This is a genomic window from Alkalimarinus alittae (assembly GCF_026016465.1).
Taxonomy (GTDB): Bacteria; Pseudomonadota; Gammaproteobacteria; order Pseudomonadales; family Oleiphilaceae; genus Alkalimarinus; species Alkalimarinus alittae.
Map to the genome: position 1 here is coordinate 3,866,911 of NZ_CP100390.1, position 20,213 is coordinate 3,887,123.

Consider the following 20,213-nt stretch of genomic DNA (forward strand, 5'->3'; position numbering starts at 1 on the left):
CAAAATATTATACAACTTAACTTTGAGACCTCATGCTATAAAACAGTATAATGAAATACTATTTTCAAACTAATTGGCTGTTATGGATAAAATTCTAGTTCGCGGGGCTCGCACCCATAATCTCAAGAACATTGATATCGAAATCCCAAGAGATAAATTGATTGTCATAACAGGTCTTTCCGGCTCGGGTAAGTCATCACTTGCGTTTGATACGCTATATGCCGAAGGCCAAAGACGTTACGTTGAGTCTCTATCGACGTACGCGAGACAATTTTTATCAATGATGGAAAAACCCGATGTTGATCATATAGAGGGGCTTTCTCCCGCTATTTCTATTGAACAGAAATCAACGTCGCACAATCCACGCTCCACTGTGGGTACCATCACTGAGATATATGATTATCTAAGACTTCTTTTTGCTCGCGCGGGTGAACCCAAATGTCCGGAGCACAACGAGCCACTTGAAGCCCAAACCATAAGCCAAATGGTTGACTTGGTTATGGCGCAGCCAGAAGATTCCAAGCTGATGATGCTGGCACCGGTCATCAAAAACCGAAAAGGCGAACATCTGCACGTGTTTCAAGAGTTGCGCAGCCAAGGGTTTATTCGTGCTCGAATTGACGGCATTGTTACCGACCTTGACGATACGCCCGATTTAGAAAAAAACAAAAAACACACTATTGAGGTCGTTATTGACCGATTTAAAGTGCGTGAAGGGATACAGCAACGGCTAGCAGAGTCATTTGAGACCTGCATTGGTCTCACTGACGGCATTGCTTTAGTTGCACCTATGGAAGGTAACGGAGAAGAACTGATATTTTCGGCTCGCTTTGCTTGCCCACATTGCGGCTACGCAATCAGTGAACTCGAACCTAGAATTTTCTCGTTTAACAACCCCGCTGGGGCATGCCCCACTTGTGACGGACTTGGCGTTAAGCAATTCTTTGATGCGAATAAGCTCATCAAACACCCTGAACTAACGCTAGCAGAAGGTGCGATAAAGGGCTGGGATAGACGAACGGTTTATTACTATCAAATGCTTACAAGCCTTGCTGATCATTTTGATGTGGAGTTGGAGCAACCATTTGAACAACTGCCTGAAGCATTTAGAAAAACCATACTTCATGGCAGTGGCACTGAAAAGATTTCATTCAATTACGTCAATACTCGCGGCGATATAGTACAGCGTGAACATCCGTTTGAGGGTGTAATGCCTAACATGGAGCGGCGCTATCGTGAGACTGAATCCCAAATGGTTCGGGATGATCTTTCTAAACTACTGACACATAAATCATGCCCAGACTGTCACGGCTCTCGCTTAAAAGAAGCCGCCAGACACGTTTTCATAAATGATAAAAAGCTACCCGATATTACGGCAATGCCCGTCGGACGAGCCTTCGAGTATTTTTCTACATTAAAACTTGAAGGTCGACGTGGTGAAATTGCTGAGAAAATCCTTACAGAAATACAACAAAGGCTTCAGTTCTTAGTCAATGTAGGACTAGACTATTTAACGCTTGACCGTAGTGCAGATACGTTGTCAGGCGGAGAAGCACAACGAATCAGACTCGCCAGCCAGATAGGCGCGGGACTCGTCGGCGTCATGTATATCTTAGATGAACCTTCGATTGGTCTTCATCAACGAGATAATGACAGATTACTTAACACCCTGACTCACCTTCGTGACTTAGGCAATACAGTTATCGTTGTTGAGCATGATGAAGACGCCATACGTTTGGCTGATTATGTTGTCGATATCGGCCCAGGCGCAGGTGTACACGGCGGCCAAGTCATTGCTGCAGGTACACCTGCTGAAGTTATGGCAAATGAAAATTCAATTACAGGTCAATATTTATCAGGCAAAAAGTGTATTGAAGTCCCTTCGAAACGACTCCCTTATGATAAAACCAAGACTATGCGCTTAACGGGCGCATCGGGTAATAACCTCAATAATGTAAGCTTAACCATTCCACTTGGGTTATTAACCTGTATTACGGGTGTCTCTGGGTCAGGAAAATCAACACTCATAAACGGTACTCTTTATCCCATTGCCGCGACGGCACTGAATAACGCAACAACACTCACCATTCAGCCTCATGACAAAATAGAAGGCTTAGATCAACTCGATAAAGTAATAGATATTGATCAAAGCCCAATTGGGAGAACACCTAGATCAAACCCAGCAACCTATACGGGTATTTTCACTCCTATACGAGAACTTTATTCAGGTACCCACGAGGCTCGGTCTAGAGGTTACAAACCAGGCCGATTTAGCTTCAATGTAAAAGGCGGTCGCTGTGAAGCCTGCCAAGGTGATGGTGTCATAAAGGTAGAGATGCATTTCTTACCCGACGTATATGTACCCTGTGATAGCTGTAAAGGTAAACGCTATAACCGTGAAACGCTTGATATCAAGTACAAGGGCAAAAGCATTCATGAGGTGCTAGACCTAACAGTTGAAGATGCACGAGAGTTTTTTGACTCTGTTCCATTTTTGGCTAAAAAGCTTCAGACATTAATCGATGTTGGTCTTTCATATATTCGGTTAGGCCAAAGTGCCGTCACGCTTTCAGGCGGTGAAGCACAACGCGTTAAGCTAGCCAAAGAACTTTCCAAACGTGACACAGGCAAGACACTTTACATACTGGATGAACCCACCACAGGGCTACATTTTTACGACATTCAGCAGCTTCTAAATGTTTTACATAAGTTAAGGGAGCATGGAAACACGATTGTAGTTATAGAGCACAACCTAGACGTTGTGAAGACTGCGGACTGGATAATCGATTTGGGGCCGGAAGGCGGCACAGGAGGTGGCAATATTGTTGCCGAAGGCACGCCAGAAGATGTCGCTGCAGTTGAAGGGTCTCACACCGGGAAGTTTCTTGGAGAGCTTCTGGACCGCAAGAAAGTGAAATAACCCATATAAGGCCTACACTAACTGTTTGTGTAGGCCTTACAATCGGGGTCAAACATATATCTGATCACAAAAAAGCAAAAAGCCGACAATTAAGTCGGCTTTTTTACGAGTCTAGAAAAGTAATTACTCTTCGTCGTCGCTCTCTACTTCTACTGGACGATCCACAAGCTCAACATAAGCCATAGGAGCGCTATCACCAGCACGTAAACCACACTTTAGAATACGTATGTATCCACCAGGACGGCTCTCATAGCGAGGACCTAACTCATTAAACAACTTAGCTACAGCTTCGTTGCAACGCAATCTTGCGAAAGCCAAACGACGATTAGCTACTGTATCTTTCTTAGCTAATGTTATTAAAGGCTCTGCTACTGTTCGCAACTCTTTTGCCTTTGGCAAAGTTGTTTTGATCAGCTCATGCTCAACAAGCGATGAGGTCATGTTACGGAACATGGCCTTACGGTGTGAACTATTGCGATTAAACTTACGACCACTTTTACGATGACGCATTTCTCTAATTCCTTACCTGATTACCCTGAGGTTAGCCACCCAGTACCCTGTCATCACCCTTCAAACTAGCCGGAGGCCAGTTCTCTAGACGCATACCCAGAGAGAGACCACGAGATGCCAAAACATCTTTAATCTCTGTAAGCGACTTCTTACCCAAATTAGGTGTTTTAAGAAGTTCTACCTCAGTACGCTGAATCAGGTCACCAATGTAGTATATATTCTCGGCCTTCAAGCAGTTAGCAGAACGAACAGTTAGCTCAAGATCGTCAACTGGACGAAGAAGTATAGGATCAACCTCTTCCTCTTCCTCAACTTGCTCAGGCTCCTTCTCGTTATCAAAATTAACGAACACCGACAATTGCTGTTGCAATATGGTTGCTGCACGACGAATTGACTCTTCAGGATCAATAGTACCGTTTGTTTCCAAATCGATAACTAATTTATCCAAATCAGTACGCTGTTCAACACGAGCACTCTCGACAGAGTATGCAACTCGTAAAACAGGACTAAAAGAAGAATCCAATTGCAATTTACCTATTGCTCTTGTTTCATCTTCACCAGTCATGCGTTGATCCGCAGGCTCATAGCCTCGACCTAACATAACCTTCAGTTTCATATTGATTTCACCCGCCGCGCCCAAGTGACAAATCACATGGTCAGGGTTTGCAATTTCAACATCATGATCTAACTGAATATCACTTGCCAACACTGGGCCTTCGCCCTTTTTGGTCAACGTCAATGTTGCTTCTTCACGGCTATGCATAGTGATAGCCAACCCCTTGAGGTTTAGAAGGATTTCAATAACGTCTTCCTGAACACCTTCAATAGCACTGTATTCATGAAGTACGCCATCAATTTCTGCCTCAACTACCGCACTTCCTGGCATTGAAGACAATAAAATCCGACGCAGAGCACTACCTAGTGTATGTCCAAACCCGCGCTCTAAAGGCTCTAAAATCACCTTTGCATGAGTTGGGTTAATTTCCTGTACTTCAATGTTACGAGGATTCAAGAATTCATTTACTGAACGCTGCATAAACGGCCCTATTCGCTCTATTGTTCTGCTTAAACCTTACTTGGAGTAAAGTTCCACGATCAAGTTTTCGTTGATTTCAGCGGAAAGTTCCGAACGTTCTGGTGCGGCTTTAAATGTGCCTACCAATTTGCTCGAATCAACTTCTACCCACTCAACCGGTGCGCGATTTGCTGCTAATTCAATCGCGTTTTTAATACGCAACTGATTTTTAGCTTTCTCACGCACACTAACAACGTCACCTGCAGCTATCTGATAAGACGCAATGTTCACAACCTTATCGTTTACAAGAATACTCTTGTGAGATACTAACTGACGAGATTCAGCACGCGTTGCACCAAACCCCATACGGTAAACTACGTTATCAAGACGCTGCTCAAGGATCTGAAGAAGGTTTTCACCTGCAACACCTTTACGACGAGCTGCTTCTTTATAGTAACCACGAAACTGTTTTTCAAGAACACCATAAGTACGACGTACTTTTTGCTTCTCTCTTAACTGTAAACCGTATTCCGACAAACGTGTTCTACGTGCGCCGTGTTGCCCTGGAGGGGTTTCGATATTACATTTTGAATCTAACGCGCGAGCGCCACTTTTCAAAAATAAATCTGTCCCTTCACGACGAGACAGTTTACATTTTGGACCAATATAACGTGCCATTTACTGTCTCCTTAATTATACGCGACGCTTTTTAGGCGGGCGGCACCCATTATGAGGAATAGGAGTCACATCAATAATACTAGTGATCTTATATCCACAAGAATTTAGTGCCCGAACAGCGGACTCGCGTCCTGGCCCAGGACCTTTAACCATAACATCTAGGTTTTTTAGGCCGTATTCAGCAGCCGCTTTACCGGCTCTTTCAGCTGCTACCTGCGCAGCAAAAGGTGTACTCTTTCGTGAACCACGGAAACCAGAACCACCTGCGGTGGCCCAAGACAATGCATTGCCTTGACGGTCTGTAATGGTCACGATCGTGTTATTGAAAGACGCGTGTATGTGCGCCATTCCATCAACAACAGTCTTTTTCACCTTCTTACGGGTACGTGTACCTGGCTTAGCCATTCCTGTATCCTATTATTTACGAATCGGTTTGCGAGGGCCTTTACGGGTTCTAGCATTGGTCTTACTACGCTGACCACGCACAGGCAAGCTGTGACGGTGACGTAGACCACGGTAGCAACCAAGATCCTTCAAACGCTTAATGTTCATTTGTACTTCACGACGCAAATCACCCTCAACAGTCATACTGGTGAGTTCATTACGTATCGCATCCAACTGCTCTTCAGTTAAATCTTTAACTTTTGCAGTCGTTTTAACGCCAGTGGCGTCGCAAAGCTTGTTTGCTGTAGTTCTTCCAACACCATATATATAGGTTAGGGAGATAACAGCGTGTTTATTGTCGGGTATATTGACACCGGCTATACGAGCCATCTATCTTACTCCGCGTTTAACGCATTGCTATTAAGGGAACATCATAAAAAAGGCGCAAAATAGTAACGCTTGATCAAAAATAAATCAAGCGTTATTTAATTACACTTCTTAGTGACAAGGATTAACCTTGACGCTGCTTATGACGTGGTTCTGTGCAAATGACTCTTACTGCGCCATTGCGACGGATTATTTTACAGTTACGGCAAATTTTCTTTACCGATGCGCGCACTTTCATGATACGACTCCAAGTTGAGCTGCACTATTGAGGTTCTCTACCTCAATTACACCTTTTTAAGGTTAGATTTTTTCATGAGGGACTCATACTGATGAGACATCAGATGCGACTGAACTTGAGCCATAAAGTCCATCACGACCACAACAACAATTAATAACGAGGTTCCACCGAAATAAAACGGTACGTTCCAAGCCACAACTAGAAATTGTGGGAGGAGAGCTACTGACGTTATATAAAGAGCACCGAACAGCGTTAGACGCGTAAGAACACTATCAATGTAACGAGCCGTTTGCTCACCTGGGCGGATACCAGGAACAAATGCTCCTGATTTCTTAAGATTTTCGGCTACTTCTTTCGGGTTGTACATCAACGCCGTATAAAAGAAACAGAAAAATACCACAGCTATCGCGAACAGTAAAATATAAAGTGGCTGACTTGGAGCCAATGCCTGAGAAAAATCAGACAACCACTCCATCCCTTCACCTTTACCAAACCATTGCCCCAGTGATGCAGGGAACAATAATATACTTGAAGCAAATATTGGAGGAATTACACCTGCCATATTAACTTTAAGCGGAAGATGACTGGATTGCTGCGCATATACTTTACGACCCTGCTGTCTTTTAGCGTAATTTACGGTAATGCGGCGCTGGCCACGCTCCATAAACACTACAAAAGCAACAATTGCGATAGCAAAAAAACCGATTAATAACAGAGCAAGTATATTAATTTCGCCCTGTCTAGCTTGCTCAAAAGACTGTCCAAAAGCGCCTGGTAAACCAGCAACGATGCCTGCAAAAATCAATAAAGATATACCGTTACCGATACCTCTTTCAGTGATTTGCTCACCAAGCCACATCAAGAAGATCGCTCCACTTACAAATGTAGCAACTGCAACAAAGTAAAAACTAAATGTATCTGTAAACGTAACTCCCTGAGAAGCCAGGCCTACAGACATACCCATAGCCTGTACCGTTGCAAGAACAACAGTTGCATAGCGAGTGTACTGACTTATCTTACGACGACCAGATTCACCTTCTTTTTTAAGCTGTTCGAGCTGAGGGCTCACTACCGTCATTAGCTGCATGATAATCGATGCAGAAATGTATGGCATTATCCCCAGAGCGAAAATACTCATTCTCTCGAGCGCGCCACCCGAAAACATATTGAACAAACTGAGGATAGTCCCCTGATTTTGCTCAAACAGCGCTGCCAATCTATCTGGATTAATGCCCGGCACAGGTATATGAGCACCAACGCGATAGATTACTATCGCGATGAATACAAACCATAACCTAGACTTCAATTCTGCGAAGCCGCTAGCCGCTCCAGCCGGTAGTGTCCCTGTCTTAGCCATTTAGTCCTCGACTTTACCGCCTGCTGCAGTAATCGCTTCACGTGCACCTTTGGTGACACCTAAGCCCTGAATAGTAACCGCTTTGTTAAGCTCGCCTGACAAAAATACTTTTGCCGTCTTAGTGTCTCTGCGAACAAGGTTAGCATTTTTCAATGCAGCCAAATCGATCACTTCAACATCTAAAGTTGCTAGCTCACTTAAACGAATTTCGGCAGCAAATGCTGACTTTCTTGACGTGAAACCAAATTTTGGCAAACGTCTCTGTAGCGGCTGCTGACCACCCTCGAAACCAGCGGGTACAGTACCACCAGAACGAGACTTAAGACCTTTATGGCCACGACCACAAGTCTTTCCTAAACCACTACCAATACCACGACCAACACGCTTGGCTGCTTTCTTGGTACCGGGAGCAGAACTTAGTGAATTAAGACGCATCTTATTCTCCCTCGACCCTAACCATATAATGTACTTTATTGATCATGCCGCGAACTGAAGGTGTATCTTCAACTTCTACAGTGTGACCAATACGACGTAGTCCAAGACCTGCTACACATGCCTGATGCTTTGGTAGTCGGCCAATCGTGCTACGAGTTAATGTAACCTGGATTGTCTTAGCCTTAGCCATCGTCTTATCCTACAATATCTTCTACTGATTTCCCGCGCTTGGCAGCAATAGATTCTGGAGACTGCATTGCCTTCAGACCATTTACAGTAGCACGAACAACGTTAACTGGGTTTGTAGAACCGTAGCACTTAGACAATACGTTCTGTACACCAGCAACTTCTAATACCGCACGCATCGCACCACCGGCAATAACACCAGTACCCTCAGAAGCAGGCTGCATGTATACCTTAGAGGCACCATGGCGAGCTTTGATAGGGTATTGAAGCGTTGTACCATTCAATGCTACATCGATCATGTTTTTACGTGCTGCATCCATTGCTTTTTGAATTGCAACGGGTACTTCACGTGCCTTACCACGACCAAAACCTACGCGACCATTTCCGTCACCAACGACCGTCAAAGCAGTGAAGCCGAAAATACGACCACCTTTAACAACTTTCGCTACGCGGTTTACTTGTACTAGCCTCTCCTGAAGTTCAGGGGCCTTTTGCTCATTAACACTCATGCTGACACCCCTTAGAATTCCAGTCCGCTTTCACGTGCCGCTTCAGCTAAAGCCTTAACACGACCGTGATATTTATAACCCGAACGATCAAATGCTACTTGTGTAACACCTGCTGCCTTAGCACGTTCAGCAATGAGCTTACCGATTTTTCCTGCGGCTTCAACATTACCTGTTGATGCACCTTTAAGCTCTTTTTCAACTGTAGAAGCTGAAGCAAGTACCTGACTACCGTCGGCAGAAAATACTTGAGCATACATATGCTGTGGAGTACGGTGAACTGACAAGCGTGTTGCACCTAACTCTCTAATTTTAAAACGCGTACTGCGCGCTCTACGTTCTCTTGATTCTGTTTTTGCGCTCATAGTGTTACCTACTTCTTCTTAGCCTCTTTACGCCTTACATTCTCGTCTGAATAACGAACACCTTTACCTTTGTATGGCTCTGGCGGACGGAAGGCTCGAATTTCTGCAGCTACCTGACCAATTTTTTGCTTATCAATACCTTTGAGCAAAATTTCAGTTTGTGATGGCATCTCAGCAGAAATACCTTCAGGAAGCTCATACTCAACAGGGTGAGAAAAACCCAATGTAAGATTGATCTTTTTACCTTGAACCTGAGCCCTGTAACCAACACCTACTAGTTGCAGCTTTCTCTCAAATCCTTGGTTAACACCAACAACCATGTTGTTGACTAGAGCGCGCGCAGTACCTGCCTGTGCGCGAGAAGCTTTAGCTCCATCACGCGCAGCAAAAGTAATAACGTTATCTTCTTGCTTCACTTCAACCGCAGAATGAACGCTTAATGAAAGCGCACCTTTACTACCTTTAACTTCGATTTCTTGCCCGTCCAACTTCACCTGAATTCCAGATGGCAGCTCGACAGGAGAATTAGCAACTCTTGACATGACTACCTCCTAGAATACGGTGCAGATGACTTCACCACCGATACCTGCTTCACGAGCAGCGCGATCAGTCATAACGCCTTTTGATGTTGAAATAATAGCAACACCTAAACCACTAGACACCTTCGGCAATTCGTTTGCACCTTTGTACTGACGCAAACTCGGACGGCTGACACGTTTAATCGTCTCAATAACCGGCTTTCCTTCGAAGTACTTAAGTTCTACTGTTAAAGTAGGCTTAGTGCCTTCTTCAACATTAAAATCAGTTATAAAACCTTCTTGCTTTAGCACTTCCGCTAAAGACACCTTCATCTTTGATGAAGGCATAGTGACAGAGACTTTTTCAGCCATCTGTCCATTACGAATACGTGTAAACATATCCGCAAGTGTATCTTGCATACTCATATAAATGAGACTCCTGCTCTTTTTAGTTGTGCAGCGGAAAGAGAGCGACACTATACACTAGCTGCCGCTCTCTTAAAACCGCTTACCAACAGTGATTACCAGCTTGCTTTCTTCAAGCCAGGAACATCACCGCTCATACCGTGCTCACGTAACTTAATACGAGACAACTTAAACTTACGATATACGCCGTGTGGACGACCGGTAATCTGACAACGATTACGGAGTCTACAAGGGCTAGCATTACGTGGAAGTTTCTGCAATTTAACCTGCGCATCCCAACGATCATCATCAGATGTGTTTTGATTTGCAATAATTGCCTTAAGCTCAGCACGCTTTTCAGCAAACTTTGCTACAGTTTTCTCGCGCTTTAACTCACGCATTTTCATCGAGATTTTTGCCATGATTCCTTACCTTATTTCTTAAAGGGGAAATTAAAGGCTTTCAGCAACGAACGACCTTCTTCATCAGTTTTCGCTGAAGTAGTAATCGTGATGTCAAGTCCGCGAATTTTATCCACCTTATCATAATCGATTTCAGGGAATATAATTTGCTCTCTAACACCCATGCTGTAGTTACCGCGACCATCGAATGACTTAGGATTTAAGCCACGGAAATCTCGTACACGAGGGATTGCTATATCTACCAATCTCTCGAAGAATTCCCACATACGATCGCCACGAAGAGTTACCTTACAACCAATAGGGTAGCCTTCACGAATTTTGAAGCCTGCAACAGACTTCTTTGCCTTTGTGATTACAGGCTTTTGACCTGCAAGCTTTTCCATATCCGCAACAGCGTTATCGATCTGCTTTTTATCACCCAAAGCTTCACCAACACCCATATTGAGTGTGATTTTTTCTATCTTCGGTACCTGCATAACGCTCTTGTAAGCGAACTCACTTTGAAGCGCAGGCATTACCGACTTTTGATACACATCTTTCATTCTAGGCATAATAACCACCTGCAAGCGTTAGCTGCCGATAACCTCGTTATTCGACTTATAGACACGGACTTTAACGCCATCTTCCAAGACTTTAAAGCCTACCCTGTCCGCCTTATTTGTAGCTGAATTAAAAATAGCTACATTTGAAGCTTGTATTGGCGCTTCCTTTTCGACGATACCGCCTGGAGCGCCTAACATTGGGTTTGGCTTGGTGCTTCGCTTTATCATGTTAATACCTGATACAACGACACGACCATCTTGCAGAACGCGGACGATTTTCCCGCGCTTGCCTTTGTCCTTGCCCGCTATGACGATCACTTCATCGTCACATTTGATCTTTTTCATAACCGGCCTCTCATTCTTAAAGCACTTCAGGTGCTAAAGAAACAATCTTCATGTATTTATCACCACGCAACTCACGAGTTACAGGGCCAAAAATACGAGTACCAATAGGCGCATTCTGCTGGTTTAGCAATACTGCAGCATTGCCATCAAAACGGATCAAAGACCCATCCGGACGACGAACACCTTTACGAGTACGCACAACCACTGCATTAAGAACCTGACCTTTTTTTACTTTACCGCGAGGAATTGCTTCCTTCACGGTAACTTTTATTACGTCGCCAATACGAGCGTAGCGTCTATGTGAACCACCCAATACCTTGATACACATAACGCGACGAGCGCCACTGTTATCTGCGACGTCTAGCATCGATTCAGTTTGAATCATCACTTTTCTCCAAAACTAACCAATGTGCCTTTTAGACAAGACTCCCCAAGAGGGCGAATTACACTTTAGAAGCACTCTCGACAATCTCGACCAGCTTCCAGCACTTCGTCTTAGAAATAGGACGACCTTCCTGGATTGTTACTGTATCGCCGATATTACACTCATTATTTTCGTCATGAGCATGAACCTTGGTTGAACGCTTCACGTACTTACCGTAAATCGGATGTTTTACGCGTCGCTCAATCAAGACAGTGATGGACTTGTCCATCTTATCACTCACGACCTTACCGCTAAGCATGCGAGCATTAGATGCAGCTTCAGTCATTTTAGTTACCTGCCTTTTGATTCAACACTGTTTTTACACGAGCGATGTCGCGTCTAACGTTGCGAAGTAGGTGACCTTGGTTGAGCTGACCAGTTGACTTACGCATGCGCAAGTTAAACTGCTCTTTCAACAAGCTCATCAACTCAGTGTTCAGTTCTTCAACTGATTTTTCACGCAATTCATTCGCTTTCATTACATCACCGTCCTCGAAACAAATGTTGTAGGAACAGGTAATTTGGCTGTTGCCAATGTAAATGCTTCACGAGCAAGCTCTTCAGAAACACCTTCTATCTCAAACAACATACGGCCTGGTTGAATCTGGCAAATCCAGTATTCAACATTACCTTTACCTTTACCTTGACGAACTTCAAGCGGTTTTTGTGTAATCGGCTTGTCTGGAAATACACGGATCCAGATTTTACCAGTACGCTTCACTTGACGAGAAATCGTTCTACGAGCAGATTCAATCTGACGCGCAGTAATTCGACCTCTACCAGTCGCCTTTAGGCCAAACTCACCAAAGCTAACTTTGCTTCCGCGCTGGGCCAGGCCGCGGTTACGGCCTTTTTGCATTTTACGAAATTTGGTACGTTTCGGTTGCAACATAATATGGCCCCTTACCTAGAAGCTTTAGAAGCTTTCTTCTTAGGTGCTTCTTTTTGAGCGCGTACTTGTTCAATACCGCCTAAAATTTCGCCCTTGAAGATCCAAACTTTGACACCAATAATACCATAGGTAGTTGATGCTTCATGTGTTGCGTAATCGATATCAGCACGTAAAGTATGTAGAGGAACTCTACCTTCACGGTACCATTCAGAACGTGCAATCTCAGCACCACCTAAACGGCCTCCAACCTGAATCTTAATCCCTTTAGCGCCCTGACGCATTGCATTTTGAACTGCACGCTTCATTGCACGACGGAACATCACTCGACGCTCTAACTGGTTTGCAACACTTGCTGCTACCAATTTTGCATCAAGATCAGGCTTTCTGATCTCTTCGATGTTGATGTGCACAGGCACACCCATCATCTCACTAATCTTCTTACGCAATTTATCAACGTCTTCACCTTTCTTACCGATAACAATCCCTGGACGGGCGGTATGAATGGTAATACGTGCATTTTGCGCAGGACGCTCGATTACTATTTTACTTACTGATGCTTTAACTAAGCGCTCGAGCAAAAACTCACGCACTTCGATATCATTCAATAAGTTATTAGCATAATCTGCTTTTTCTGCGTACCAGATCGAGTTGTGGTCTTTCACAATACCCAGTCTGATACCAGTAGGATGTACCTTTTGACCCATCTTAGTATCTCCTAGTTATCAGCGACCATAACCGTAATATGGCATGTACGTTTCAATATACGGTCAGCTCGACCCTTGGCACGTGGTCTAATACGCTTCATTGTAGTCGCCTCATCAACAAAGATGGTGGAGACTTTCAAATCGTCGACGTCTAGACCGTCATTGTGCTCTGCGTTCGCTATTGCGGACTCAAGCACTTTTTTAATTAAATGCGCAGCTTTTTTAGGGCTGAACGTTAAGATATTTAGGGCGTCCTCAACGGCTTTTCCGCGAACTTGATCTGCAACCAAGCGCGCTTTCTGAGCAGATAGGTTAGCACCCTTTAATTTAGCGGCTACTTCCATCTTAATTACCTCTATGCTCTACCGTTTTTTGGCTTTCTTATCTGCTGCATGCCCACGATACGTGCGCGTTGCGGCAAATTCGCCCAATTTATGGCCAACCATATCTTCTGTTACAAAAACCGGAACGTGTTGACGCCCGTTATGCACAGCGATGGTCAAGCCAATCATCTCTGGAAAAATTGTTGAACGACGAGACCAGGTCTTAATTGGCTTCTTGTCCTTTTTCTCCAGAGCTGTTTCTACCTTCTTTAACAAATGCAGGTCTATGAATGGACCCTTCTTCAAAGAACGTGACACAGCGTAATCCTCATACTATTAATTACTTGGCCGATCGACGACGCACTATCATCTTATCAGTACGTTTGTTTTTGCGAGTTTTATGACCTTTGGTTGGAACACCCCAAGGTGTTACCGGATGACGCCCACCAGAGGTTCTCCCTTCACCACCACCATGCGGATGGTCAACTGGGTTCATAACAACACCACGCACTGTTGGCCTTACACCGCGCCAACGTGATGCACCCGCTTTACCTAATCTCCGCAAGCTATGCTCACCATTAGAAACTTCACCCAAGGTTGCACGACACTCAGATAATACTTTACGCATTTCACCTGAACGCAAGCGTAAAGTGACATAAGCACCCTCACGAGCGACCAACTGAGCATAAGTACCAGCACTACGAGCAATCTGCGCGCCTTTTCCTGGCTTAAGTTCTACACAGTGAATAACACTACCCACAGGGATATTTCGCATTGGTAAAGTACTACCTACTTTAATAGGGGCATCTTCTCCTGAGCGAACTTCATCCCCTGCCTTAACACCTTTAGGTGCGATAACATAACGTCTCTCACCATCAAGATATTTAAGCAGAGCAATATGCGCGGAACGGTTTGGATCGTATTCAATACGCTCAACCACAGATGGAATCCCATCTTTATTCCGCTTAAAGTCTACAATTCTATATTGCTGCTTATGACCACCACCGATATGACGAGTAGTGATGCGGCCGTTATTGTTACGACCACCAGACTTACTTTTCTTTTCTACCAACGGCGCATAAGGACGACCCTTATGTAGGTCAGGATGATATACCTTAACTACATGACGACGACCGGGAGACGTTGGTTTAGTTTTTACGACTGGCATAGTACGACCCCTACTTACTCGACATCCATAAAGTCGATATCCTGACCTTCCGCTAATCTAACATAAGCTTTTTTGGTATCTTTACGCTTACCTAGACCACGAACCGTGCGCTTAGTCTTGCCTTTTAGATTTGAAACCTGAACACCCTCAACCTTAACATCAAAAAGCGTCTCAACTGCTTTTTTGATTTCAGCTTTGGTTGAATCAGTAGCCACTCTAAAAACAACTTGACCAGACTCTGCTGCTAGAGATGCCTTTTCTGAAACAAGAGGTCCTAGCAATACTTTATATATACGCTCTTCGTTCATCCCAGCATCTCCTCAATCTTCTTAAGCGCAGAAACAGTCACTACAACCTTGTCATACGCTACTAGACTTACAGGATCAACTCCTACAACGTCACGAACATCAACACTTGGGATATTGCGAGAAGCAAGATACAAGTTTTCTTCTACGTTTTCAGAGACAATCAAAGCACTCTCTAGACCTAACTCTTTCATCTTTGCAGTGAAAGCTTTAGTCTTAGGTGTTTCTGCTATCATATCTTCAACAACAACAAGACGCTCTTGACGTACAAGCTCAGAGTATATAGACCTCATCGCTCCACGATACATCTTCTTGTTTACTTTCTGACTATGATCTTGTGGCTTAGCAGCAAATGTAACACCACCAGAACGCCAAATAGGACTACGAATAGTACCTGCACGAGCACGACCTGTACCCTTTTGACGCCAAGGCTTCTTACCACCACCTCTAACTTCAGAACGAGTCTTCTGCGCGCGAGTACCCTGACGAGCACCTGCTAAATACGCAGTAACAACCTGATGAACCAAAGTCTCATTATACTCTCCAGCGAAGGCAGCATCTGAAACAGATACAGAACCCTTACCAGAACCAGCGATTGTTAATTCCATCGTATCTCCCCTTAGGCCTTAACTGCAGGCTTGACAACTACGTCGCCGCCAGTTGCACCAGGAACCGCACCTCTAACCAAGATTAGACCACGCTCCTCATCAACACGCACAACCTCAAGGTTTTGAACAGTAGACTGCTCATTACCCATCTGACCTGCCATTTTCTTGCCTTTTATTACGCGACCCGGAGTTTGGCATTGACCAATTGAACCTGGAGCACGATGAGACAAAGAGTTACCGTGAGTAGCATCTTGCATACTAAAGTTCCAGCGCTTAACACCGCCCTGAAAACCTTTACCCTTAGAATTACCAGTCACATCTACAACCTGACCAGCCTCAAAGAGAGACACTGAGAATTGATCGCCTGCCTTAAGCTCTTCACCTTCAGACTCTGCAAGACGAAATTCTATAAGACCACGCCCAGCTTCAACACTTGCTTTCGCGTAATGTCCTGCTGCCGCTTTAGTAACGAGAGACGCACGACGTGAACCATAAGCCACCTGCACTGCACGGTAACCATCCACATCATTCGTTTTAACTTGAGTGACTCGGTTATCTTGAATTTCGATAACCGTCACAGGGATAGACTGACCCTCATCCGTAAAGATACGGGTCATACCAGCCTTACGACCGATTAAACCAATTGCCATTTCTCACCTCAAAGTGTACGGGGCTTTAACCCTCTATGGCCCTACATCCGTAGTTACACTTGCACCGACTTTCGCCGGCTGAAAATTAACCTAAGCTTATCTGGACATCAACGCCCGCAGCCAAGTCAAGTTTCATAAGCGCATCTACAGTTTTTTCTGTAGGTTCCACAATATCTAATAAACGTTTATGTGTACGAATTTCGTACTGATCTCTCGCATCTTTATTAACGTGCGGAGAAACCAAGATTGTAAAACGCTCTTTTCTTGTCGGCAGAGGAATAGGTCCACGAACTTGTGCACCAGTTCTCTTTGCCGTGTCTACGATTTCTTGCGTAGACTGATCAATCAGGCGGTAGTCAAAAGCCTTTAGCCTGATTCTGATTTTTTGACTTTGCATTGGATCAGAACTCCAGTTCCAAACTTATAAATTTAAGCTGTCACCTTATAAAAAGGAGCCGCATTGTACGGTTTACAGCCAACCGTGTCAACCCCAGCCTAAACACAAACAAAAAGGGCTGCTTACGCAGCCCTTTTCTGATGCAAAAAAGATCGATTATTCGATAATCTTAGCAACAACACCAGCACCAACTGTACGTCCACCTTCGCGAATTGCGAAACGTAGACCTTCTTCCATCGCAATCGGCGCGATCAAAGTAGCAGTTAACTGAACGTTATCACCAGGCATTACCATTTCGATACCTTCTGGCAATTCACAAGCACCTGTTACATCAGTAGTACGGAAGTAAAACTGTGGACGGTAGCCTTTGAAGAATGGAGTGTGACGACCACCCTCATCCTTGCTTAAGATATACACTTCTGCTTCGAAAGTAGTGTGAGGATTAACAGAACCAGGAACAGCAAGAACCTGTCCACGCTCAACTTCTTCACGCTTTGTTCCACGTAGAAGAACACCTACGTTCTCACCTGCACGACCTTCGTCAAGCAACTTACGGAACATTTCAACACCAGTACATGTTGACTTCAAAGTATCTTTAAGACCGATGATTTCAATTTCATCACCAACTTTAACGATACCACGCTCAACACGACCCGTTACAACTGTACCACGACCCGAGATAGAGAAAACATCTTCTACAGGCATTAAGAATGGCTGATCAATTGCACGCTCAGGCTCAGGAATATACTCGTCAAGAGTTTCTACAAGCTTCTTAACTGCAGAGGTACCTAACTCGTTATCATCTTCACCGTTCAACGCCATTAAAGCAGAACCAGCAATAATCGGAGTGTCATCTCCAGGAAATTCATACTGATCAAGAAGCTCACGAAGCTCCATCTCAACCAATTCTAGCATTTCGTTGTATTCTTCAGTTCCAACACCACCACAATCTTCTGCAAGAAGGTCTGCCTTGTTAAGGAAAACAACAACAAAAGGTACACCAACCTGACGAGAAAGCAAGATGTGCTCACGAGTCTGAGGCATAGGGCCGTCAGTCGCACCACATACTAGGATAGCGCCATCCATCTGAGCAGCACCAGTGATCATGTTTTTAACATAATCGGCGTGCCCTGGACAGTCAACGTGCGCATAGTGACGAGTAGGAGAATCATACTCGACGTGCGATGTTGCGATAGTAATACCGCGCTCTCTTTCTTCTGGAGCATTATCGATACCGTCAAATGCTACAGCAGCACCACCCCAAACCTCAGCACAAACGCGAGTTAGAGCAGCAGTCAAAGTAGTTTTACCATGGTCAACGTGACCGATAGTACCAACGTTTACGTGTGGTTTGACACGCTCAAATTTTTCTTTTGCCACGATTACACCTCGTAATTCACAAAGTTTTCAAATTAAGACTTATTAATAATTGCTTCCGCAATATTCTTCGGAGCTTCTGAATATTTCAAAAACTCCATTGTATAGGTTGCACGACCCTGAGTAGCTGAACGCAAGTCTGTCGCATAGCCAAACATTTCTGACAATGGGACTTCTGCATCTACAACCTTTCCAGCTGCAGTATCACTCATACCCTGAATCAAACCACGACGCCGATTGAGATCGCCAACTACATCACCCATATTGACTTCAGGTGTGACCACCTCAACCTTCATAACAGGCTCTAACAACACCGCTCCACCACTCTGGGCCAGCTTTTTTGTTGCCATGCTACCTGCAATCTTAAAGGCCATTTCATTCGAATCAACATCATGAAACGAACCATCAAATAATGTTGCCTTTAAACCAAGTAAAGGGTAACCAGCAAGAACACCATTTTGCATCTGCTCAGCAACCCCTTTTTGTATGGCTGGGATATACTCTTTAGGAACTGCTCCACCGACGATCTCGTTGATAAACTCGAGCTCATCTCCACCTTCTTCGCGGGGCTCGAACTTAATCCAAACGTGACCATACTGTCCACGACCACCTGACTGACGAACAAACTTACCTTCAATCTCACACACATTTCGAATTGCTTCGCGATAAGCAACTTGAGGCTTACCAATGTTAGCCTCAACGCTAAACTCACGACGCATTCGATCTACGATGATATCAAGGTGAAGCTCACCCATCCCAGATATAATAGTCTGACCAGTCTCCTCATCAGTTTTAACTCTAAATGAAGGGTCTTCTTGCGCAAGCTTACCTAGCGCAACCCCCATCTTCTCCTGATCAGGCTTGGTACGAGGCTCAACCGCAACAGAAATAACCGGCTCAGGAAATTCCATTCGCTCCAATATAATCGGGGCATCCGCAGAACATAAAGTATCACCTGTTGTGACATCCTTAAGCCCTATACCTGCCGCTATATCACCAGCTCGAACTTCCTTAATCTCTTCTCGGCTATTCGCATGCATTTGAACCATACGCCCAACACGCTCTTTTTTACCCTTAACTGAGTTCAGAACCGCACTTCCCGACTCAAGAACTCCAGAGTAAACCCTAAAAAACGTTAACGTCCCCACAAAAGGATCCGTCGCTATCTTAAAAGCAAGCGCTGAAAACGGCTCCTCATCTCTCGCAACACGCGTATCAGGCGAACCATCTGCAAGCAATCCTTCAATCGCTTTTACCTCAGTAGGTGATGGCAAATATTCGATAACAGCATCAAGCATTGCCTGAACACCCTTATTCTTGAATGCTGACCCACCAATTACCGGAACAATCTCGTTAGAAAGCGTTCTGATTCGGATACCTTTCTTAATTTCTTCTTCAGAAAGATCTCCACCCTCAAGGTATTTATCCATCAATTCGTCGGTTGCCTCAGCCGCCATCTCAACAAGAAACTCACGCATTTCACAGCATTTATCTTGTAATTCGGCGGGAATACCCCCGTACTCAAAGGTCGTACCTTTATCTTCTTGATTCCAGATAATTGATTTCATCTTAATGAGATCAACTACCCCTTCGAAACCTTCTTCAGCACCAATAGTCATCTGAAGCGGCACAGGAAGCGCACCCAACCGCTCTCGCAATTGTTCAACAACCCTTTCGAAGTCAGCACCCGAACGATCCATCTTGTTGATGTAAACCATTCGCGGCACTTCATACTTATTAGCTTGACGCCATACAGTTTCTGTCTGAGGCTGAACACCCGATGAACCACACAAAACAACCACTGCGCCATCCAATACACGCAAAGACCGCTCAACTTCGATTGTGAAGTCTACGTGCCCAGGCGTATCTATAATGTTAACGCGATGCTGGTCGAACTGCTGTTCCATACCACTCCAGAAACAGGTTGTCGCAGCAGAAGTAATGGTAATACCACGCTCCTGCTCTTGCTCCATCCAGTCCATTGTTGCTGCACCGTCATGAACCTCACCCAACTTATGAGAAACGCCAGTGTAGAACAGAACTCGCTCTGTAGTAGTCGTCTTACCCGCATCAACGTGCGCACAAATACCGATGTTCCGATATCGACTTATTGGGGTTTTACGCGCCACCTATTAATCCTCAAATCGGGTCA

Annotated in this window: 31 protein-coding genes; 1 reads left to right on the top strand and 30 read right to left on the bottom strand. The window is 44.6% G+C overall.

All coding sequences use genetic code 11. The features are described 5' to 3' along the window. Positions 1-82 precede the first annotated feature (82 nt). On the top strand, positions 83-2,920 hold the full coding sequence (uvrA, locus tag NKI27_RS17405) for an excinuclease ABC subunit UvrA (RefSeq protein ID WP_265047295.1): 2,838 nt from the start codon (positions 83-85) through the stop codon (positions 2,918-2,920). 123 nt (positions 2,921-3,043) lie between these two features. Here the strand turns inward: uvrA and rplQ are convergent, their stop codons facing one another. From rplQ to fusA, 30 genes are all read right to left on the bottom strand, one after another. Continuing rightward, positions 3,044-3,430: a 50S ribosomal protein L17 gene (rplQ, locus tag NKI27_RS17410; RefSeq protein ID WP_265047296.1), complete on the bottom strand. Its 387-nt coding sequence runs from the start codon at positions 3,428-3,430 to the stop codon at positions 3,044-3,046. 31 nt (positions 3,431-3,461) lie between these two features. After that, positions 3,462-4,466, bottom strand: coding sequence for a DNA-directed RNA polymerase subunit alpha (locus tag NKI27_RS17415; RefSeq protein ID WP_265047297.1), 1,005 nt, complete (start codon positions 4,464-4,466; stop codon positions 3,462-3,464). A gap of 36 nt (positions 4,467-4,502) precedes the next feature. Then, positions 4,503-5,123 (bottom strand): 30S ribosomal protein S4, encoded by a 621-nt coding sequence (rpsD, locus tag NKI27_RS17420; RefSeq protein ID WP_265047298.1) that lies wholly within the window; start codon positions 5,121-5,123, stop codon positions 4,503-4,505. Positions 5,124-5,138: 15 nt separating this feature from the next. After that, the gene (rpsK, locus tag NKI27_RS17425) at positions 5,139-5,528 is read right to left on the bottom strand and encodes a 30S ribosomal protein S11 (RefSeq protein ID WP_250656558.1); all 390 of its coding nucleotides are present in this window, start codon (positions 5,526-5,528) and stop codon (positions 5,139-5,141) included. Positions 5,529-5,540: 12 nt separating this feature from the next. Then, positions 5,541-5,897: a 30S ribosomal protein S13 gene (gene rpsM, locus NKI27_RS17430; RefSeq protein ID WP_250656557.1), complete on the bottom strand. Its 357-nt coding sequence runs from the start codon at positions 5,895-5,897 to the stop codon at positions 5,541-5,543. A gap of 121 nt (positions 5,898-6,018) precedes the next feature. Further along, a complete protein-coding gene (gene rpmJ / locus NKI27_RS17435) occupies positions 6,019-6,132 on the bottom strand; it encodes a 50S ribosomal protein L36 (protein ID WP_250656556.1) in 114 nt (37 codons plus the stop codon). 46 nt (positions 6,133-6,178) lie between these two features. Continuing rightward, complete coding sequence (secY, locus tag NKI27_RS17440; RefSeq protein WP_265047299.1) at positions 6,179-7,489, bottom strand: preprotein translocase subunit SecY; 1,311 nt, start codon at positions 7,487-7,489, stop codon at positions 6,179-6,181. Then, the gene (rplO, locus tag NKI27_RS17445) at positions 7,490-7,924 is read right to left on the bottom strand and encodes a 50S ribosomal protein L15 (protein WP_265047300.1); all 435 of its coding nucleotides are present in this window, start codon (positions 7,922-7,924) and stop codon (positions 7,490-7,492) included. It lies immediately after the preceding gene. A 1-nt stretch (position 7,925) separates the two neighbouring features. After that, entirely contained in the window at positions 7,926-8,114 is a 189-nt protein-coding gene (gene rpmD / locus NKI27_RS17450; RefSeq protein WP_265047301.1) for a 50S ribosomal protein L30, read from the bottom strand. Positions 8,115-8,118: 4 nt separating this feature from the next. After that, positions 8,119-8,619 (bottom strand): 30S ribosomal protein S5, encoded by a 501-nt coding sequence (gene rpsE, locus NKI27_RS17455; protein WP_265047302.1) that lies wholly within the window; start codon positions 8,617-8,619, stop codon positions 8,119-8,121. Positions 8,620-8,630: 11 nt separating this feature from the next. After that, positions 8,631-8,981, bottom strand: a complete 351-nt coding sequence (gene rplR, locus NKI27_RS17460) for a 50S ribosomal protein L18 (RefSeq protein WP_265047303.1) — start codon at positions 8,979-8,981, stop codon at positions 8,631-8,633. Between the two features lie 8 nt (positions 8,982-8,989). Beyond that, positions 8,990-9,523 (bottom strand): 50S ribosomal protein L6, encoded by a 534-nt coding sequence (gene rplF, locus NKI27_RS17465; RefSeq protein ID WP_265047304.1) that lies wholly within the window; start codon positions 9,521-9,523, stop codon positions 8,990-8,992. A 9-nt stretch (positions 9,524-9,532) separates the two neighbouring features. Beyond that, a complete protein-coding gene (rpsH, locus tag NKI27_RS17470; protein ID WP_265047305.1) occupies positions 9,533-9,925 on the bottom strand; it encodes a 30S ribosomal protein S8 in 393 nt (130 codons plus the stop codon). A 95-nt stretch (positions 9,926-10,020) separates the two neighbouring features. Further along, the gene (gene rpsN, locus NKI27_RS17475) at positions 10,021-10,326 is read right to left on the bottom strand and encodes a 30S ribosomal protein S14 (protein ID WP_265047306.1); all 306 of its coding nucleotides are present in this window, start codon (positions 10,324-10,326) and stop codon (positions 10,021-10,023) included. A gap of 11 nt (positions 10,327-10,337) precedes the next feature. Then, positions 10,338-10,868, bottom strand: a complete 531-nt coding sequence (gene rplE / locus NKI27_RS17480) for a 50S ribosomal protein L5 (RefSeq protein ID WP_455168464.1) — start codon at positions 10,866-10,868, stop codon at positions 10,338-10,340. Between the two features lie 27 nt (positions 10,869-10,895). Then, positions 10,896-11,213 (bottom strand): 50S ribosomal protein L24, encoded by a 318-nt coding sequence (gene rplX, locus NKI27_RS17485; RefSeq protein ID WP_265047308.1) that lies wholly within the window; start codon positions 11,211-11,213, stop codon positions 10,896-10,898. 16 nt (positions 11,214-11,229) lie between these two features. Continuing rightward, the gene (rplN, locus tag NKI27_RS17490) at positions 11,230-11,598 is read right to left on the bottom strand and encodes a 50S ribosomal protein L14 (protein WP_265047309.1); all 369 of its coding nucleotides are present in this window, start codon (positions 11,596-11,598) and stop codon (positions 11,230-11,232) included. A 58-nt stretch (positions 11,599-11,656) separates the two neighbouring features. Then, positions 11,657-11,923: a 30S ribosomal protein S17 gene (gene rpsQ, locus NKI27_RS17495; RefSeq protein WP_265047310.1), complete on the bottom strand. Its 267-nt coding sequence runs from the start codon at positions 11,921-11,923 to the stop codon at positions 11,657-11,659. A 1-nt stretch (position 11,924) separates the two neighbouring features. Continuing rightward, positions 11,925-12,116 carry a 50S ribosomal protein L29 gene (gene rpmC, locus NKI27_RS17500; RefSeq protein WP_250656543.1) on the bottom strand — a complete coding sequence of 64 codons (192 nt, stop codon included), beginning with the start codon at positions 12,114-12,116 and terminating at the stop codon, positions 11,925-11,927. Next, entirely contained in the window at positions 12,116-12,529 is a 414-nt protein-coding gene (gene rplP / locus NKI27_RS17505) for a 50S ribosomal protein L16 (protein WP_250656542.1), read from the bottom strand. Before rplP ends, rpmC begins: the two co-directional genes overlap by 1 nt. 11 nt (positions 12,530-12,540) lie before the next feature. After that, a complete protein-coding gene (rpsC, locus tag NKI27_RS17510; RefSeq protein ID WP_265047311.1) occupies positions 12,541-13,233 on the bottom strand; it encodes a 30S ribosomal protein S3 in 693 nt (230 codons plus the stop codon). A gap of 11 nt (positions 13,234-13,244) precedes the next feature. Then, positions 13,245-13,577: a 50S ribosomal protein L22 gene (gene rplV, locus NKI27_RS17515; RefSeq protein WP_250656540.1), complete on the bottom strand. Its 333-nt coding sequence runs from the start codon at positions 13,575-13,577 to the stop codon at positions 13,245-13,247. 18 nt (positions 13,578-13,595) lie between these two features. Next, entirely contained in the window at positions 13,596-13,874 is a 279-nt protein-coding gene (rpsS, locus tag NKI27_RS17520; RefSeq protein WP_250656539.1) for a 30S ribosomal protein S19, read from the bottom strand. Between the two features lie 22 nt (positions 13,875-13,896). Next, complete coding sequence (gene rplB, locus NKI27_RS17525) at positions 13,897-14,724, bottom strand: 50S ribosomal protein L2 (RefSeq protein WP_265047312.1); 828 nt, start codon at positions 14,722-14,724, stop codon at positions 13,897-13,899. A gap of 14 nt (positions 14,725-14,738) precedes the next feature. Continuing rightward, on the bottom strand, positions 14,739-15,032 hold the full coding sequence (gene rplW / locus NKI27_RS17530) for a 50S ribosomal protein L23 (RefSeq protein ID WP_265047313.1): 294 nt from the start codon (positions 15,030-15,032) through the stop codon (positions 14,739-14,741). After that, positions 15,029-15,637, bottom strand: coding sequence for a 50S ribosomal protein L4 (gene rplD, locus NKI27_RS17535; RefSeq protein WP_265047314.1), 609 nt, complete (start codon positions 15,635-15,637; stop codon positions 15,029-15,031). The genes rplW and rplD overlap by 4 nt, the downstream gene beginning before the upstream one ends. Positions 15,638-15,648: 11 nt before the next feature. Further along, a complete protein-coding gene (gene rplC / locus NKI27_RS17540; RefSeq protein ID WP_265047315.1) occupies positions 15,649-16,287 on the bottom strand; it encodes a 50S ribosomal protein L3 in 639 nt (212 codons plus the stop codon). 85 nt (positions 16,288-16,372) lie between these two features. Beyond that, positions 16,373-16,684, bottom strand: a complete 312-nt coding sequence (gene rpsJ / locus NKI27_RS17545) for a 30S ribosomal protein S10 (RefSeq protein WP_048384310.1) — start codon at positions 16,682-16,684, stop codon at positions 16,373-16,375. A gap of 156 nt (positions 16,685-16,840) precedes the next feature. Further along, positions 16,841-18,064, bottom strand: a complete 1,224-nt coding sequence (tuf, locus tag NKI27_RS17550) for an elongation factor Tu (RefSeq protein WP_265047316.1) — start codon at positions 18,062-18,064, stop codon at positions 16,841-16,843. 32 nt (positions 18,065-18,096) lie between these two features. Beyond that, positions 18,097-20,190 (bottom strand): elongation factor G, encoded by a 2,094-nt coding sequence (gene fusA, locus NKI27_RS17555; protein ID WP_265047317.1) that lies wholly within the window; start codon positions 20,188-20,190, stop codon positions 18,097-18,099. Between the last annotated feature and the right edge of the window lie 23 nt (positions 20,191-20,213).